Source organism: Pseudomonas sp. Pseu.R1 (assembly GCF_045764065.1).
Classification (GTDB): Bacteria; Pseudomonadota; Gammaproteobacteria; order Pseudomonadales; family Pseudomonadaceae; genus Aquipseudomonas.
Window position 1 is genome coordinate 6072471 of record NZ_JBJGEE020000001.1, and the last position, 17314, is coordinate 6089784.

At 61.8% G+C, this 17314-nt stretch carries 15 protein-coding genes; 13 read left to right on the forward strand and 2 right to left on the reverse strand.

Annotation, left to right across the window (positions count from 1 at the left end; translation table 11 throughout):
* Positions 1-35: 35 nt before the first annotated feature.
* The 13 genes from ACI5GA_RS27570 (at position 36) to ACI5GA_RS27630 (ending at position 14251) form a co-directional block, all read left to right on the forward strand.
* A complete protein-coding gene (locus ACI5GA_RS27570) occupies positions 36-1037 on the forward strand; it encodes a GlxA family transcriptional regulator (protein ID WP_421425115.1) in 1002 nt (333 codons plus the stop codon).
* 3 nt (positions 1038-1040) lie between these two features.
* Positions 1041-2225 carry a DUF1615 domain-containing protein gene (locus ACI5GA_RS27575; protein ID WP_421425117.1) on the forward strand — a complete coding sequence of 395 codons (1185 nt, stop codon included), beginning with the start codon at positions 1041-1043 and terminating at the stop codon, positions 2223-2225.
* A 129-nt stretch (positions 2226-2354) separates the two neighbouring features.
* Positions 2355-3056 carry a TetR/AcrR family transcriptional regulator gene (locus tag ACI5GA_RS27580; protein ID WP_404638776.1) on the forward strand — a complete coding sequence of 234 codons (702 nt, stop codon included), beginning with the start codon at positions 2355-2357 and terminating at the stop codon, positions 3054-3056.
* Positions 3057-3268: 212 nt separating this feature from the next.
* Positions 3269-4327 (forward strand): Rieske 2Fe-2S domain-containing protein, encoded by a 1059-nt coding sequence (locus tag ACI5GA_RS27585; RefSeq protein WP_404638778.1) that lies wholly within the window; start codon positions 3269-3271, stop codon positions 4325-4327.
* Positions 4314-5270 (forward strand): PDR/VanB family oxidoreductase, encoded by a 957-nt coding sequence (locus tag ACI5GA_RS27590; protein WP_421425119.1) that lies wholly within the window; start codon positions 4314-4316, stop codon positions 5268-5270. Before ACI5GA_RS27585 ends, ACI5GA_RS27590 begins: the two co-directional genes overlap by 14 nt.
* 101 nt (positions 5271-5371) lie before the next feature.
* On the forward strand, positions 5372-6607 hold the full coding sequence (locus ACI5GA_RS27595; RefSeq protein WP_404638782.1) for an FAD-dependent monooxygenase: 1236 nt from the start codon (positions 5372-5374) through the stop codon (positions 6605-6607).
* A gap of 15 nt (positions 6608-6622) precedes the next feature.
* Positions 6623-7474 (forward strand): alpha/beta fold hydrolase, encoded by an 852-nt coding sequence (locus tag ACI5GA_RS27600; protein WP_421425121.1) that lies wholly within the window; start codon positions 6623-6625, stop codon positions 7472-7474.
* A complete protein-coding gene (locus ACI5GA_RS27605; RefSeq protein ID WP_421425123.1) occupies positions 7461-8507 on the forward strand; it encodes a 2,5-dihydroxypyridine 5,6-dioxygenase in 1047 nt (348 codons plus the stop codon). Before ACI5GA_RS27600 ends, ACI5GA_RS27605 begins: the two co-directional genes overlap by 14 nt.
* Positions 8504-9124, forward strand: a complete 621-nt coding sequence (locus ACI5GA_RS27610) for an isochorismatase family protein (RefSeq protein WP_404638788.1) — start codon at positions 8504-8506, stop codon at positions 9122-9124. The genes ACI5GA_RS27605 and ACI5GA_RS27610 overlap by 4 nt, the downstream gene beginning before the upstream one ends.
* Before the next feature lie 143 nt (positions 9125-9267).
* Positions 9268-10482, forward strand: a complete 1215-nt coding sequence (locus ACI5GA_RS27615; RefSeq protein WP_421425124.1) for an ABC transporter substrate-binding protein — start codon at positions 9268-9270, stop codon at positions 10480-10482.
* Positions 10483-10758: 276 nt separating this feature from the next.
* Entirely contained in the window at positions 10759-12705 is a 1947-nt protein-coding gene (locus tag ACI5GA_RS27620; protein ID WP_404638792.1) for an ABC transporter permease, read from the forward strand.
* Positions 12702-13484 carry an ABC transporter ATP-binding protein gene (locus ACI5GA_RS27625; RefSeq protein WP_421425128.1) on the forward strand — a complete coding sequence of 261 codons (783 nt, stop codon included), beginning with the start codon at positions 12702-12704 and terminating at the stop codon, positions 13482-13484. The genes ACI5GA_RS27620 and ACI5GA_RS27625 overlap by 4 nt, the downstream gene beginning before the upstream one ends.
* Positions 13481-14251, forward strand: coding sequence for an ABC transporter ATP-binding protein (locus tag ACI5GA_RS27630; RefSeq protein ID WP_421425130.1), 771 nt, complete (start codon positions 13481-13483; stop codon positions 14249-14251). The genes ACI5GA_RS27625 and ACI5GA_RS27630 overlap by 4 nt, the downstream gene beginning before the upstream one ends.
* A gap of 74 nt (positions 14252-14325) precedes the next feature.
* Here the strand turns inward: ACI5GA_RS27630 and ACI5GA_RS27635 are convergent, their stop codons facing one another.
* Positions 14326-15552 carry a c-type cytochrome gene (locus ACI5GA_RS27635; protein ID WP_421425132.1) on the reverse strand — a complete coding sequence of 409 codons (1227 nt, stop codon included), beginning with the start codon at positions 15550-15552 and terminating at the stop codon, positions 14326-14328.
* A complete protein-coding gene (locus ACI5GA_RS27640; protein WP_421425134.1) occupies positions 15549-17312 on the reverse strand; it encodes a GMC family oxidoreductase in 1764 nt (587 codons plus the stop codon). Before ACI5GA_RS27640 ends, ACI5GA_RS27635 begins: the two co-directional genes overlap by 4 nt.
* Between the last annotated feature and the right edge of the window lie 2 nt (positions 17313-17314).

Consider the following 17314-nt stretch of genomic DNA (forward strand, 5'->3'; position numbering starts at 1 on the left):
TGGCTGCACCGACATTAACCGAGGGAAAACTGACAATGGGTGTTGAACGGGCAGTCGCCGAGATCGGCCTGCTGATTTACCCCGGCGCCCAGACGGCGGCGGTTCATGGTTTGACCGATCTGTTCGAGGTGGCCAATCGCATGGTCGATGCACAGCCGTCGGTGAACTTGCCGCGTCTGCGGGTCAGCCATTGGCAGGTGAATGCGCGATGTGAGCCGCAACGGGTGTTCGACACCGCGGCCTCGCACGCGCCGGGAGCACTGACGGCGGTGTTGATTCCGCCGTCAATCATGGGGCTGCCGGGCACCGAGGCGATGGAAGGGCTGTCGCGCTGGGTACTGGCGCAACACGCAGCGGGGGCAACCATTGGCACGGTGTGTTTGGGGGCTTTCGTGCTGGCGCAGACCGGTCTGCTTGACGGGCGGGCCGCCACCACGCACTGGACGCAAGCCAAACCCCTGAGCGAACGCTTTCCGAAGATCAAGGTACACGCCGACAAACCGATCATCGATGACGGCGACATCATCACCACCGCCGGATTGATGGCCTGGTCCGAGTTGGGGTTGCGGTTGGTCGATCGTCTGTTGGGGCCGAGTATCGCCACCTGTACCGCCCGCTTTCTGGTCATCGAACACAGCGACAGCGCCGCCGCGTGTGGCAGCAATTTCGCGCCCATTCTCGGTCATGGCGACGCTGCGGTGCTCAGGACTCAGCACTGGTTACAGAGCACGGGGGCCGTCGAGGTGTCGGTCGCGCAGATGGCGCAGCGGGCCGGGCTGGAGGAACGCACCTTTCTGCGCCGTTTTCGCGCCGCGACAGGGCTGAGACCGACCGAATACTGCCAGCACCTGCGTGTGGGCAAGGCTCGGGAGTTGCTGGAGTTCACCAATGGCACCGTCGACCACATTGCCTGGTCCGTGGGCTATCAGGATCCGGCGGCCTTTCGCGCCACGTTCAGGAAGATCACCGGGTTGGCCCCCAGCGAATATCGCAGCAAGTTCGGCGTCGGCACGCCGGTCGTGGCGCCCCGAGGATGAGCCATGAGTCGCTTGGTAAACGGTGCGGTCCATATCGCCATTCCCCGACGTGAACATCGAGATTGCCTACCCGTGAACGGACGTTTTCACTCTATCCGGCCTTTTATCGGCGTGACGCTGTTGTCACTGCTGGCCGCTTGCAGTTCCTCCCCACCGCAGACGCCGCCACCGCCAGCGGATCGTGTGCGCAGTGAAATCGTGCGCTTGCTGCCGGCCAATGTGTCTGACCGGCAAGGCTGGGCGGCAGATATTTACACCGCGTTCGACACGCAAAAGATCACCCCCAGCGTCGAAAACCTGTGTTCGGTGCTGGCGGTGACCGAGCAAGAGTCCAATTTTCAGGTCGATCCCGCTGTGCCGGGGATGGGCAAGATCGCCCAGGATGAAATCGACCGCCGCGCCAGCAAGGCCCACATACCCAATCTGCTGGTGCGCAGCGCACTGGATATCCGCTCGCCGACCGGCAAGACCTACAACGAGCGTCTGGCCGCCGCTCGAACGGAAAAGGACCTGAGCGGCATTTTCGATGATTTCATTGGCATGGTGCCTTTGGGCAAAACGCTGTTCGGCAGCTTCAACCCGGTGCACACCGCAGGCCCGATGCAGGTCAGCATCGAATTTGCCGAACGGCAGGCGCGGGACTATCCGTATCCCGTGGACGCATCCATTCGTCACGAGGTGTTCACGCGTCGAGGCGGGATGTATTTCGGCATCGTGCATTTGCTGGGTTATCCGGTGAGCTATGACAAACCGCTGTATCGCTTTGCTGATTTCAACGCCGGTTGGTACGCCAGCCGTAACGCGGCGTTCCAGAGCGCGGTGGCTCGGCTGTCTGGCAAGCGTCTGGCGCTGGACGGGGATTTGATCAGTTACAGCTTCGGCCCGTCGTTGGGTCAGACCGAACTGGCTGTTCGCAGCCTTCATGGGCAACTGGGCATGCGCAACACGACGATTCGCAGCGCGCTGGAAAAGGGCGAAACGGCAGAGTTTGAAAGCACCGACCTCTACAAACAGGTGTTCGCACTGGCCGACAAGGCCGCAGGCAAACCGCTGCCTCGGGCGATTCTGCCGGGCATTGTGCTGGAAAGCCCGAAAATCACCCGCAAGCTGACCACTGCCTGGTTCGCTCAACGGGTGGAGGAGCGGCGGGTGCGTTGTATGTCGCGGGCATCCGGAAAGCTGAAGTAATCGTCACGCGACGGGCTGGCATGATCGCTGCTAGGAATTAAAGAGCTAATCAATTAATTTGTTTTTCGCGCATTTCGATGGCGAAATCGCGGATGACGAAGGGTTTGAACCACAAGGTAACGTTTATTCATGCAGACCATCACGGGCCGTCGTGGCAAGGCCGCTCCCGCCGAAGGGAAGGGCAAGATCAGCAGAAAAGGGCCGGGACGCCCGGAGGGTGCCAGCAATTTGCGGGACGAGATTCTGGATGCGGCCGAAGAGCTGTTCGCCAATCTGGGGTACGCAGGCACCACCATGCGCGAAGTGTCGCAGCACGCAAACGTGACTCAGGCGTTGATCAGCTACTACTTCGGCTCCAAATACGGGCTGTTTGAAGAGGTGTTTCTGCGGCGGGGCGGCGCGATTTCCGACGAGCGCCTGAAAAACCTCGACACGCTTCAGGCCCAGGGGCAGATCCCTGGCGTACGTGCCATCGTCGAGGCGTTTCTTCTACCCACCGTGGTGCTGCGCACTTCGATTCAAGGGCGGCACTTCCTGCGCCTGCAGGCGCGTCTGCACACTGAGCCGCCGAATATTTCCTACGCATTGCGTGACAAGGCCTACGGCACCTCGACTCAGCGTTACGTCGATGCCCTGAAAGAAGCCGTACCGGGGCTGAGCGATCTGGACGCCAACTGGCGCATCACCTTGATGGTCGGCACCTACCTGTATGCGTTTTCGGACAGCCATCGCATGGAAGAGCGCCTGCCGGACGGGCAATACAACCCGGAAGACTGGCATTCGCTGATTCAGCAAGTCACCAGCTTCGTGGTCGGTGGCATGTCGGCCTGAGGCACCGAATAGCACCAGATTGGAGAAGGCTTCACCAGGATGGTGCGCAACGGTGAAAGGGCGTAAAGCGCACTGGAAATAAAAAATCAGATAAATCATAGGGATATGGCTATTTCTTGTATTTGGCACGGCTTCTGCTATTCGTTAATTAAAAGGTTGATTAATTAATTGTGCTCTTGAGTGAGCGAACCTGAGAAAGCAGAGGAGTCGTGATGAACCTGATTGCCGTTTCATCTCATCAACCGGTCACCGCCGCCGACGGCTGCCAGGACCCGGTCCTGCTCAACGACTGGCACGTCGTGGGCTACAGCACCGACTTCGCCGAGGGTACGATCTATCCGGTGCGCCTGCTTGAACGCGAGCTGATTGTCTGGCGCAGCGCTGATGGCGAGGTGCATGTCTGGGAAGACCTGTGCATTCACCGTGGTGCACGTTTGTCCAAAGGCTGGATCAAGAACGATTCGGTGGTCTGCCCGTACCACGGCTGGGAATACAACGGCGAAGGCGCGTGCACCTTGATGCCCGCCGCGCCCGATGAAAAACCGATGAAGAAAGCCCGGGCGTTTCCGTACCCGGCGGTGGAGCGTTACGGCTTCGTCTGGACGTGTCTGGGCGAGCCCGCGTCAGATATTCCGGTGTTCCCGGAATGGGACGACGAGGTGTTCATGAAGGTCCACAGCGGCCCGTACAACTACGCCGCCAACGGTTTCCGGGCCGTTGAAAACTTCATTGATGCCTCGCACTTTCCGTTCGTTCACGCGGGCCTCAACGGCGTGATGGACAATCCGGATCGCCTTGAACCCTACACCGTTGAAGAGGTGGACACTGGCCTGCGTTCCTCCGAGGTCAAGGTGTTCCAGCCGTGGGGCGATGCGCGGGGCAAACCGCTGATGGCGTTCTACACCTACCATGCGTTTCGCCCGCTGGTGGGCTATTTCTCCAAACGTACTCAGGACGCCGACGCCGACGGCAACATCGTCAGCGATCAATCCGACACGTTCGCCACCTTGTTCACTGTTCAACCGCTGGATGCCGTGAATTGCATCGTGCGCGTGTGTGCGGCGATGAACGTCAGCCCGCGCCCTGATCCGGATGCCGTTCGCGCCCGCGCCGACGTGGTGTTCGGTCAGGACCGCGACATCGTTGAAAGCCAGCGCCCGGAACGCATTCCGGTCGAGTTGCGTTACGAGCTGCACCACCGCACCGACCTCATGGGCCAGCGCTACCGCACCTGGCTGCGCAACAAGGGCATTCGCTATGGCGTTATCTGACGGCGTGTTCAAGGTGCGTTTGCGGGCCATCGAGTACGGCGCGCCGGGCATCAACTTCTACACCTTCGAATCGCTGGATGGCTTGGCGCTGCCGTCTTACGAGCCGGGTGCGCATGTCGATGTGGCGATGGGGCCGGACCTCCTGCGCCAGTATTCGCTGTTGTGGCCTGCCAGCCATCCGGCGCAGTACCGGATTGCCGTGCAGTTGGCGCAAGTGGGCAAGGGCGGTTCGCGCAAGCTGCATTTCGAATCGGTGGTCGGTGCGGAGTACGAGGTGTCAGTGCCACGCAACCACTTTCCGTTGCAGCCCAGCGACGATGCGTTTCACCTGTTCGCCGGTGGCATCGGCATCACGCCGATCATTTCCATGTACCGCCAGTTGAAGGCCAACGGGCGCAAGGTGACGCTGTATTACTGGGCCAGCAGTGCGCAACACATGCTGTTTCATGATCAGTTGTGCGACGAGCAGGATGACGTTCACCTGTTTCATACCCGCTGTGGAGACACGCCACCGCGCCTCAAGGATGTGCTGAAAACACTGCCGCACAGCGCACAGCTTTACTGTTGTGGGCCGCAGGGCATGGTCGATGAGTTTGACCAGTTGACCCTTGAACGACCGGAAGCCAACACCCATCGCGAACGTTTCAGTGCCACCACCGATGCGTTGCAGCCGGGGGACAGTTTCCGCGTGAGGCTTCAGCGCTCTGGCCTGACCCTTACCGTTCCTGCGGAACTGAGTCTGCTGCAAGTCTGCGAGGCGGCGGGTGTGGACGTGGCGTATTCCTGCGAAGAGGGCGTGTGCGGCGCCTGTGAAGTGAAGGTGTTGGCGGGGCAAGTCGAACACCGTGACACCGTGCTCACCCCAAGCCAACGGCAGCGCAGTGAAAGCATGATGATCTGTTGTTCGCGGGGCGTGGGCGAAGGGTTGGTACTGGACCTTTGACGAAAGGCGTGTCGATATTTTTTTTGGATCAACAATTAATTGGTTGATTAATTATTACAGAGAGCCGAACGGCTGACCGTCGAACGGCAGGAGAAACACCCATGAGCAGAGCGTTGCGGGTTGGCATCATTGGCGCGGGGATCGGCGGAGTGACCCTTGCGCGGGCACTGGAACAACGAGGCATCGAGGCGCGGATTTTCGAGCGGGCAGCGATGTTCGGTGAAGTCGGCGCCGGGGTGCAAATGACCCCGAACGCGGTCAAGGTTCTGTCCGAATTGGGGCTGGACGAGCGCCTGAAGTCCATCGGCTTTCTGCCCCAGGGCATGGTCGGGCGCAATTGGAAAACGGCGCGGGAATTGTTCCGCACGCCACTGAAAGAATCGTGCCCCGAGTTGTATGGCGCGCCGTTCTATCACGTCCATCGCGCTGACCTGCACGCTGCGCTGGCCAGTGACATCAAACCCGCGCAGGCCACGTTCGGCGCGCACTGCACCGGTTTGAAACAGCACGCGCACACCGCCGTCGCGCAGTTTGCCGACGGTTCGGAATACGAGGCTGACCTGATCGTCGGCGCCGACGGCGTGCGCTCGGTGATTCGCGAGCAGTTGTGGGGCAAAGAGGCGGCCAACTACACCGGCCACATGTGCTGGCGTGCGCTGGTCAATGTCGACAAACACCCGCTGCCGTTCGTGAGCCCTGATTCGAATTTCTGGATGGGACCCAAAGGCCACGTGGTGACCTACTACGTCAAAGGCGGCTCGATGGTGAACATCGTGGCCGTCAACGAAAGCCCGGCCTGGGTCGAGGAATCGTGGAACGCCAAGAGCACGCAGCAAGAGCTGCTGGACGGGTTCAAAGGCTGGCACCCGAACCTGATCGAGCTGTTCAAGCGCACCGATCCGGATGCCGTCTACAAGTGGGGCCTGTTCGATCGCGACCCAATGAAAACCTGGTCCAAAGGCAACGCCACGCTGCTCGGTGACGCCGCGCACCCGATGCTGCCGTTTCTTTCTCAGGGCGCGGCCATGGCCATCGAAGACGGCTACGTGTTGGCGCAGTCCCTGGCGTACCACGGTTTGCCGCAATTGCAGTCAGCCTTGCGCGCTTACGAACTGGAACGCCTGCCGCGTACCAGTCGTGTGCAACTGGAAGCCCGTGAACGTGGACGCACCTACCACCTGCCGTCGGCGTGGTCGCAGCTCAAACGCGACATGGCTTACCGCTGGCGCCAGTTGCTCAACCCGAACGCGGTAGGCATTCAGGCCAACTGGGTCTACGAGTACGACGCGCGGGACTGCGAAACCCGCTTCCCTCACGCCGAAAAAATTCCCGCCTGAGTTGGAGGTCACGTCATGAGTCGTCTTCGTTATGGCGCGCAGGTGCACGCCAACGGGATTCGTCAGCATTACCTGCGCTATGGGCCGCTCGAGTCGGCTGACCTGAGTCTTGATCCGGTCATTCTGGTGCCGGGGATTACCAGCCCGGCGGTGACCTGGGGCTTTGTCGCCGAGCAATTGGCGACGCGTTTCGAGGTTTACGTGCTGGATGTGCGCGGTCGTGGGCTGTCGGAGTCTGGCGAGCATCTGGATTACAGCCTCGACGCCCAGGCCACTGATGTGCTGGCCTTCGCTGCTGCGCTGGGGCTGGAACGCTACAGCGTGCTGGGCCACTCGATGGGCGCGCGCATCGCCATTCGCGCTGCGCAGTCCTGTCCGGTCGCTGTGGCCCGAATGGTCTGGGTCGATCCGCCTGTATCAGGGCCAGGGCGTCGGGCCTATCCGGCGCAACTGTCGTGGTACATCGACTCGATTCGTCAGGCCCGACACGGCATGAGCGCCGAAGACATGCGCGCCTTCTGCCCGACCTGGACCGAGGAACAACGGGCACTGCGGGCGCAGTGGCTGCACACCTGTGACGAGCGGGCGATTCTCGCCAGCTTCAATGGCTTTCACGAAGACGCAGTGATCGAAAGCGTCGTCAATGTCACGTGCCCCACGCTGCTGATCACGGCCGCCCGAGGCGATGTGGTCAAGGACGAGGACGTGGCGGAAATGCAGACGCTGCTGCCGACCTTGGCGCACACCCGTGTGGCGGACGCCGGGCACATGATCCCGTGGGACAACGAAGCCGGATTTTATGCCGCGCTGGGGGATTTTCTCGGCGCGTCGGTCACTGAAAAGGAGGCAGACCATGGCCGTCAGTGATTTCACGATGTTCGAGGCGTGGACTCAAGTCCTGCGCCTTTCAAATGTCGAAGCGGGGCAGTCGGTGACGATTCTGACCGGCGCCGACACCCACCCGCAGACCCTGCGCACGGCACAGATGGCCTGTCAGTCGCTGGGGTTGGTGATCAGCCGCCTCGATCTTTCTCCCGTCAACGGCGAGCGTGCCCTGAGCCGCGACCCGCTGGCCTACCTCGGCACCACACCGTTGACCGGCAACAAACCAGCCCTTGCTGCGCTGAAAGCCAGCGATCTGGTGCTGGATTTGATGACCTTGCTGTTCTCCCCCGAGCAGCACGACATCCTCGCGGGCGGGACCAAAATCCTGCTGGCGGTCGAGCCCCCGGAAATTCTGGCGCGCATGGTGCCGACCGAGGCTGATCGCGCCCGTGTGTTGCGTGCGGCGGCGAAGATCGAACGGGCAGGGCGCATGACCGTGACCTCGCCTGCGGGCACTGCGTTGTCTTGCCCGTTGGGCGAATTTCCGGCCATCAGCGAATACGGCTTTGTCGATACGCCGGGGCGTTGGGACCATTGGCCCAGCGGTTTCGTCCTGACCTGGCCGAACGAGCTGCAAGCCAGCGGCACTATCGTCATCGACCGCGGTGACATTCTGCTGCCGCACAAAAGCTACGTCCAGGACCCCATCGTGCTCACGGTCGAGAAGGGTTTTGCCACGCAGATCGAGGGTGGTGTCGAGGCGGCGTTGCTGCGCGACTACATGGAAAGCTTCAATGACCCCGAGGCCTACGCCATTTCGCACATCGGTTGGGGCCTGCAACCTCGGGCGCGCTGGTCGACCCTTGGCTTGCTGGATCGCGAAGCGCACATCGGCATGGACGCGCGGGCGTATGAGGGCAATTTCCTGTTCTCGCTCGGTCCGAACAATGAAGCCGGTGGTTCGCGGACGACGGCGTGTCACATCGACATTCCGTTGCGCGGCTGCACCGTGATGCTGGATGAGCAGGTCGTGGTCAAAGGCGGAAAAGTGGTTAACGAGGAGGGCGCGCAATGAGTGATCTGGACAGCTACCAACGGCAGGGTTTCGGCGCAGACATGGACCTTCCCGCGCCCTATGCGCTGCTGATCATCGATCTGGTAGAAGGCTTCGCTGACCCCGAGATTTTTGGCGGCGGCAACATTCCCCAAGCCATCGCCCAGACCGAAAATCTGCTGGCCCATGCCAGGGAGCAGGGTTGGCCGGTGGCTCATTCGCGCATCGTGTTCGCCGACGACGGCGCCGATGCCAACGTGTTTTCGCTCAAGGTTCCGTCGATGTTGACCCTGACCGAACATGCACCGCGCAGCGCCATCGTCCCGCAACTGGCCCCACGGCAGGGCGAACGGGTGGTGCGCAAAACCTTGCCCTCGGCGTTTTTCGGTACTGATCTGGCCGCCTGGCTGACCTTTCATGGCGTGCGCACCGTGCTGGTGGCGGGCGCGGTGACCAGCGGTTGCGTACGTGCCAGTGTGCTGGACGCCATGAATTACGGTTTCCGCCCGCTGGTGGTTAGCGATTGCGTGGGCGACCGGGCGCTGGGGCCGCATGAGGCGAACCTGTTCGACATGGCGCAGAAATACGCCGTGGTCAAACCGCTGAGCGAAGCGCTGGCACTGCTGCGAGGCGTCTAGCTCGCACGATTTCATTCAATTACAAGCCTGTCTGGCACACGCGTTGCTATTTAATTAACTGCCCGTTTAATAACGGTGATCCGAGTCTGGAGCGCCCTGATGCTGTGCAAGTCATTCACCTGATCAGCTTGGAGAACACCCACATGCGTGCACGTTTTACGAAGTCGAACCTGTTGGCAGGCGCCATCGCCGTAATCGTCAGCGGCGCGGCCTGGTCGGCCGACACGATCAAGATTGGCGACATCAACAGCTACAAATCCCAGCCGGTGTTCACCGACGGCTACAAGAAGGGCATGGAGCTGGCTGTCGAGCAGATCAACGCCGCAGGCGGTGTCGATGGCAAGAAGCTGGAGCTGATTACCCGCGATGACAACGCCAACCCTGGCGATGCCATTCGCCAGGCCGAAGACCTGATCAACCGCGAGCACGTCGATGTGCTGGCCGGTGCGTTCTACGCGCATATCGGCACGGCGCTCTCGGACTACGCCAAACAGAAGAAGCGCTTTGTGCTGATCACTGAAGCGTTGAGCGACAACATCGTCTGGAGTGCGGGCAACCGCTACACCTACCGCCTTGACGCCTCGACCTACATGCTGACTTCGTCGCTGGTGGACGAAGCGGTCAAATTGCACAAAAAGCGCTGGGCGCTGGTGTACCCCAACTACGAGTTCGGCACGGCGGCGGCCAGTGCTTTCAAGACCCTGCTCAAGGCGCGCCAGCCTGATGTCGAGTTCGTGACCGAGCAGGCCCCGCCGTTCGGCAAAGTGGACGCGGGCAGCGTGGTTCAGGCGTTGGTGGATGCCAAACCGGACGGTCTGTTCAACGCGCTGTTTGGCGCCGACCTGGCCAAGTTCATTCGCGAGGGCACCACCCGTGGTTTCTTCGGCGAGCAACTGCCGGTACTGAGCATCATCACGGGTCAGCCGGAATACCTGGAGCCGCTCAAGGATGAAATCCCGCCGAACTGGACCGTCACTGGCTACCCCTGGTACAGCATCGATACCCTGGCGCACAAAGCCTTCGTTGACGCCTACCACGCCAAGTACGGCACCGAAAACATGCGTTTCGGTTCGATCATCGGTTACTCGGCGATTCAGTCCATTGCCGCAGGCATCAAGGCGGCCGGTGGCAAGACCGACTCCGAATCGATGGTCAACGCGTTCAGTGGCCTGAAAGTCGAAACCCCGGACGGCCCGCTGGAATACCGCAAGATCGACCATCAGGCCACGTGGGGTTTGTACGTTGGCAAGCTGGCGGTCAAGGACGGTTCGGGCGTGATGGTCGATTACCAGTTCAAGCCGGGTCAGACGTTGCTGCCTTCGGATGATGAAGTGCGCAAGTTGCGGCCTGCAGAGTAATTCCGGCGGTATTGGATACAACCTGTCGTGCGGGTTGAAATGCGTTTCTGTGGGAGTCGGCTTGCTGGCGAAAAGGGCGTGTCAGGCAATTGAAATGTCGACTGATACGCCGCATTCGCCCGCAAGCCGGCTCCCACAGTAATGCGTGTCGAAGCATGGATTTTTGCTTGGCGCCGATTATGTGGGAGCCGACTGGGTGGCGAAGACGGTTGATCGACCCACATAGAATCTCCCACGGGTTCGGCGTTGACTGGGCAAGTCTGGATCGAGGGCGTCATGGACTTTTCAGCGTTATTTTCACAGTTGCTCAACGGCCTGGCCGAAGCCTCGTCGTTGTTTTTGGTGGCCGCGGGGTTGTCGCTGATTTTCGGTGTGACCCGCATCGTCAACTTCGCCCACGGCTCGTTTTACATGCTGGGGCTGTACATCGGCTATTCCGTCGTCGAGCACCTCATGGGTGCGCTCGGCGGGGCGGGTTTCTGGCTGGGGCTGGCGCTGGCCGCCATTTCAGTCGGTGTGATCGGCGCACTGGTCGAGATTGTCCTACTGCGCCGTATCTACAAGGCGCCGGAACTGTTCCAGTTGTTGGCCACCTTCGCGTTGGTGCTGGTGATCAACGACGCCGTATTGGGGTATTGGGGCGCCGAGGAATTATTGGGCCGTCGGGCACCCGGTTTGACCGGCTCCATCGACATTCTGGGGCGTCAGTTCCCCACCTATAATTTTTTCCTGATCATCGTTGGCCCGGCGGTGCTGGGGTTGGTCTGGCTGCTGCTGGTGCGCACCCGTTGGGGCGTGCTGGTGCGTGCCGCGACCCAGGACCGCGAGATGCTCGGCGCGCTGGGCGTCAATCAGGCGTGGCTGTTCACCAGCGTATTTGCTTTGGGTGCGATGCTCGCCGGGTTGGGCGGTGCCGTGCAGTTGCCCCGCGAACCGGCGAGCCTGTCGTTGGATTTGCGCACCATCGGCGAAGCGTTTGTGATCGTCGTGGTCGGCGGCATGGGGTCGTTGCCCGGCGCCTACGTGGCGGCCTTGCTGATCGCGGAAATCAAGGCGCTGTGCATCGGGTTGGGTTCGACCACGCTGTTCGGCATCCCGGTGTCGTTCTCCAAGCTGACGCTGGTGATCGAGTTTCTGGTCATGGCCGTGGTGCTGGTGGTTCGCCCGTGGGGCCTGATGGGCAAGCCCCAGGCCAGCAGCCGCAACTCCGCGCCTGTGGAAGCGCCGATACGTCCGGGGTCCGCGTCCTTCAAAGGGTTGATGGCTGCACTGTTCGTGGTGCTGGCGATCCTGCCGTTGCTCTCGGACTGGCTGCCTTACGCCAGCGTTCTCACCCAGGACGTGCTGGTGGCGGTGCTGTTCGCCGTGAGCCTGCACTTCATCATGGGGCCGGGCGGGATGTCGTCGTTCGGTCACGCGGCCTATTTCGGTCTCGGTGCTTACGGTGCCGCGATCCTGTTCAAAGTGCTGACCATGCCCATGCCGCTGGCCTTTGCCCTCGCGCCGTTGGTGGCCGGGTTAGGGGCGCTATTGTTTGGCTGGTTCTGCGTGCGCTTGTCCGGGGTCTACCTGGCGATGTTGACGCTGGCGTTTTCGCAGATCGTCTGGTCCGTGGTCTTTCAGTGGGAAGACGTGACCGGTGGCTCCAACGGCATCACCGGCATCTGGCCGTCGAGCTGGCTGGACGGCACGGCGTATTACTACCTGACGCTGGTGCTGGTCTCGCTGAGTGTGTTTCTGGTGCGCCGGATTCTCTTCGCACCATTCGGCTACAGCCTGCGTGCGGCACGGGATTCGGCCTTGCGCGCGGACGCCATCGGCATCGACGTCAAGCGCGTGCAGTGGCTGGCGTTCGTGATCGCCGGGGTCTTCGCCGGTCTGGCAGGCGCGCTGTATATCTTCTCCAAGGGCAGCATCTCGCCAGATGCCATGGCCGTCGGCAAATCGGTGGACGGTCTGGTGATGGTGCTGCTGGGCGGCATACAGAACCTGCTGGGGCCGGTGGCCGGGGCCAGTGTGTTCAGCGTGCTGCAGGACTCGATCATGCGCGCCACCGATTACTGGCGAGCCGTGTTCGGCGGGGTGATTCTGGTGCTGGTGCTGGCGTTCCCTCAAGGCATCGCCGGGTTCTTTCAACAGGTCGGCGACCTCTGGCGGCGCTGGCGGTCGCGTTCGTCGTCGCCCGTGCAATCAATGACCCGCGCCGTGGAGAAACAGGCATGACGCTTCTGGAAGTCCGTGATTTGAGCAAGTCCTTCGGCGGCGTGCGCGCGGTCGATGGCATCAATTTCGATCTGCACGAGGGCGAGTTGCTGGCCCTGATCGGCCCTAACGGCGCAGGCAAGTCCACCACCTTCAACATGGTCGGCGGCCAGCTCAAGGCCAGCGGCGGCTCGATTCGGTTGCTGGGGCAGGAGCTGGTTGGCAAGCGGCCCCGCGACATCTGCCGCATGCAGGTCGGGCGCACCTTTCAGATCGCCGAAACCTTCGCCTCGCTGAGCGTGGTGGAAAACGTGCAGATGGCGTTGATTTCCCATCATGGCGAGGGCTTTTCGCTGTTCGGATCGGCCCGCAAGCGCTACCGCGACGAGGCGATGGCGCTGTTGGCGCAAGTCGGCATGCAGCGCCACGCCGAGCGCCCGTGCAGCGAACTGGCTTATGGCGACGTCAAACGGGTGGAATTGGCGATGGGGCTGGCCAACGACCCCAAACTGCTGCTGATGGATGAACCCACCGCAGGCATGGGGCCGGAAGAGCGCAACGACCTGATGGCCCTGACCAAGCGGCTGGTGGTGGAGCGCAAGATGGCCGTGCTGTTCACCGAGCACAGCATGGACGTGGTGTTCGCCTACGCCGACCGGATGATCGTGCTTGCCCGTGGCCGCCTGATCGCCGAAGGGGACGCGCAGTACATTCGCAATCACCCCAAGGTGCAGGAAGTGTACTTCGGCAGCGGCAAGACCTTCGAAAATGAACCGACCGACGCGCAGGTGCAGGTATGAGCGCAGTGCTTTCAACGCAAACACCCATGGCAACCCCAACGGCAGACACCTTGCTGGAGGTCAACGGCCTCAACGCCTGGTACGGCGCCGCACAGGTGCTGTACGACGTCAGCCTCAACGTTCGACGAGGGGAGGTCGTTGCGCTGATGGGGCGCAACGGCGCAGGCAAATCGACCACCTTCAAGGCGCTGATGGGCATGCTTGGGCGACGTCAGGGCGATGTTCGCTTCATGGGGCGAGACGTGGCAGGGATGCAGCCCTTTCAGTTGGCGCGTCTGGGGCTGGGCTTCGTGCCGGAGGACCGTCGCGTGTTCACTCACCTGACCGTCACCGAAAACCTCGAAGTCGGTCGCCAGCCTGATCGTCGCTGGCCGGATGGCACGCAGGCGTTGAACTGGACGCCGGAGCAGCTCTATGAATTCTTTCCCAACCTGGGCGCCATGCAGGACCGACCCGGTGGGCAGATGAGCGGCGGCGAACAGCAGATGCTGACCGTGGCGCGGACCCTGATGGGCAATCCGTTTCTGATTTTGCTCGACGAACCCTCGGAAGGCGTCGCGCCGGTGATCGTCGAGCAGATGGCCCACATGATCCTCGCGCTCAAAGCCAAAGGCGCGAGCATTTTGCTGTCCGAACAGAACCTGCATTTTGCCGGGCTGGTGTCGGACCGGGCCTACGTGCTGGAGAAGGGGTTGATTCGCTACGAGGGCAGCATGGCCGAACTGGCGGCCAACGAAGACGTGCGCAAGGCGTATTTGACGATGTAGCTCGTGGATACTCCATGAAAAATGCCTGACCCCTTTACAGGCGTCAGGCATTTTTTTCGCTCGTTTTGTGGGTGTTACTTCGGCGTCAACGCCTCGCGCACGTCCTTGACGCTGGCGCTGGACACCGCAGGCGCGGCGTTGCCCCAAGTGTTGCGCACGTAGGTCAGCACGTCAGCGACGTTTTCATCCGAGAGGTTCCAGCCGAATGCAGGCATGGCCGGGGCCGTTGGCGCTGCGTCGGTTGCGCCTGCGCGGCTGCCTGCCAGCACCACGCGGATCAGCGACGACGGGTCGTTGCTGTTGATCAGCGGGGCCATGGCCAGTTTCGGGAACAGGTTCGCTGCGCCTTCACCGTTCGGCGTGTGGCACGCCGAGCAACGGTCCGCGTAGATCGCCTTGCCCGCCACCATCGCCGGGTCATTGGCGGCGACCGGCTTCGGCGCTTCCACCGGCTTGGCGCCGTCCTTGAGGTACACCGCAACGGCCATCAGGTCCTGATCGGTCCAGTGTTGGGACGAGTGCTCGACTTCCTCGGCCATCGGGCCTGAAGCGATGTCGAAGCGGTTGGCACCGGTCTTCAGGTACTTGACGATGTCGTCTTCGTTCCACGCCCCCAGGCCGTCATGGCCGGTGGAGGTGAGGTTCGGCGCGACCCAGTTCTGCAGGTTGGCACCGGTCAGGAACTGATCGTTCTTGTCACCGCCAATCAGGTTTTTCGGCGTGTGGCAGGTGCCACAGTGGCCCAGACCTTCCACCAGATACGCGCCACGGTTCCACTGCTCGGACTTCTGCGGGTTGGCCTTGAATTCGCCTTCCTTGAAGTTGATCAGGTTCCAGCCGATCAGGCTGGTACGCACGTTGAACGGGAAGGGCAACTGATTGGTTTCAACGTGGTTGTCCGACGCGTCGACGGTGCGCAGGTAGGCCCAGATCGCCAGGTTGTCTTCACGCTTGACCTTGGTGTACGCGGTAAACGGCATGGCGCCGTATAGGCGTTTGCCGTCCAGGCCGTGGCCCTTGGACATGGCGTTCTGGAAGTCGTCGAAACTCCAGCGACCGATGCCGTTGACCGGGTCCGGAGTAATGTTGGCGCCTGCCAGCTTGCCGAACGGCGTGTCGAGAATGACACCGCCGGAAAACAGCGGTTTGCCTGGCAGGGTGTGGCACGCCGTGCAGTCGCCCAGAGTGGTCAGGTAGCGGCCTTTTTCCACGAGATTGTAGGAATCGGCGCCGGTGGCGCCATGGGCCATGGACACGGACAGTCCGAGAACGCCCGCACAAACAGTCAGAAGAGTCTTCATACGCTGATCATCTCCCCTGGACGCTTGAGGTAGCGGGTGCGGATGGCATCCGCCGCTTTGAAGGCCAGCGCCGCGACGGTGCCGGTCGGGTTGTAGCCGGGGTTCTGCGGGAAGGCCGAGGAACCCACCACGAACAGGTTCGGCACGCCCCACACTTGCAGGTATTTGTTGACCGAGCTGTTCTTCGGGTCGGCGCCCATGATGAAGCCGCCGACAATGTGCGAAGACTGATACGGCGCGCTGTTCCAGTGGCCTTGCTGGGAGCTTTGGACCCTCTGACGCGGGTTCATGCTCTTGGCGATTTCATCGACCTTGCCGGTCACGTACGCCGCCATTTTGCGGTCGTTCTCCGGGAAATCGAAGGTGATGCGCAGCAGTGGACGGCCCAACGGATCCTTGTAGGTCGGGTCCAGAGACAGGTAGTTGGTGCGGGTTGAATAGCTGCTGGCTTCGCAGCCGATGGACATGGTCGCGGCGTAGTTCTTGACCGTGGCCTTCTTCCATTCCGAACCCCAGGTCGGGGTGCCGGGCGGGAGAGGGCGCGAGTCGATGGGCGCAGCGCCAATCGGCGTCACGCGGGTGCTGCCACCGCCGACGAAACCCAGACCCGAATGGTCGAAGTTGTCGTTGTTGAACTCGTCGATGCCCATGCCGATGGCGCCGCCACCGATGAACGGGTTGAAGTTCTTGTCATCGAAGAACAGCCGCACGTTGTTGGCGGTCTGGTAGGCGTAGTTACGGCCCGTGGTGCCGGTGTTGGTGACCGGGTCGTACGGCTTGCCAATGCCGGACAGCAGCATCAGGCGCACGTTTTCAAAGATGAACGCACTGATCACCACCAGCTCGGCAGGCTGTTCCCACTCTTCGCCGTTCGAATCCATGAAGACGATGCCAGTGGCTTTCTTGCCACTGCTGTCCATGGTCACGCGCAGCACTTCGCAGTTGGTCATCGCCTTGAAGTTCGGCTTGCGGATCAACGCAGGCAGGACCGTGGTGATGGCGCTGGCCTTGGAATAGTTGGCGCAGCCGTAGTTGGTGCAGAAACCGCAATAGGTGCACGGCCCCATGGCCACACCCAGCGAGTTGACGTAAGGGCGCGAGACCAGCGCCGAGGGCACCGGGAACGGTTTGTAGCCCAGGTTTCTGGCCGCTTCGGCGAACAGCGTCGGGGCGTAGGTCTGCTCGGTCGGCGGGTTCGGGTATTCCTCGGAGCGCGCGCCTTCGAACGGGTTGCCGCCTTCCTGAATCACGCCCTTGATGTTGCCGGCCTTGCCTGAGATGCCCGCCAGACGATCGAACTTGGTGTAGAACGGCTCCATTTCTTCCCAGTCGGTGCCCCAGTCTTGCAGGGTCAACTCGGGGGACAGCTCTTTGCCGTAACGCTCGGTCAGGTGGCTGTGCAGCCGAAATTCGTGAGGCTGAAAGCGGAAGGTGATCCCCGCCCAGTGGTTACCCGCGCCGCCAGTGCCGTTACCGGGGTGGAACGAGCCCCAACTGCGCATGGGTAGCGCTGTCTCGTTGACGCTGTTGCGAATCGTCGTGGTGTTTTGCCGCGTTCTCACCATCAGGTCCTGGCGGCGGTTGTAACGCAGTTCGTCCGCTGCCGAAGCGACGTTGAAGTCGGCTGCGGTGTCGCGCCATGGGCCGCGTTCGAAGCCGATGATGCTCAGGCCTTCGTCAGCCAGTTCGTTGGCGATGATGGATCCGGCCCAGCCGAGTCCGACAACCACGACATCCGTGGAAGGTAGTTTTTTGGCCATGT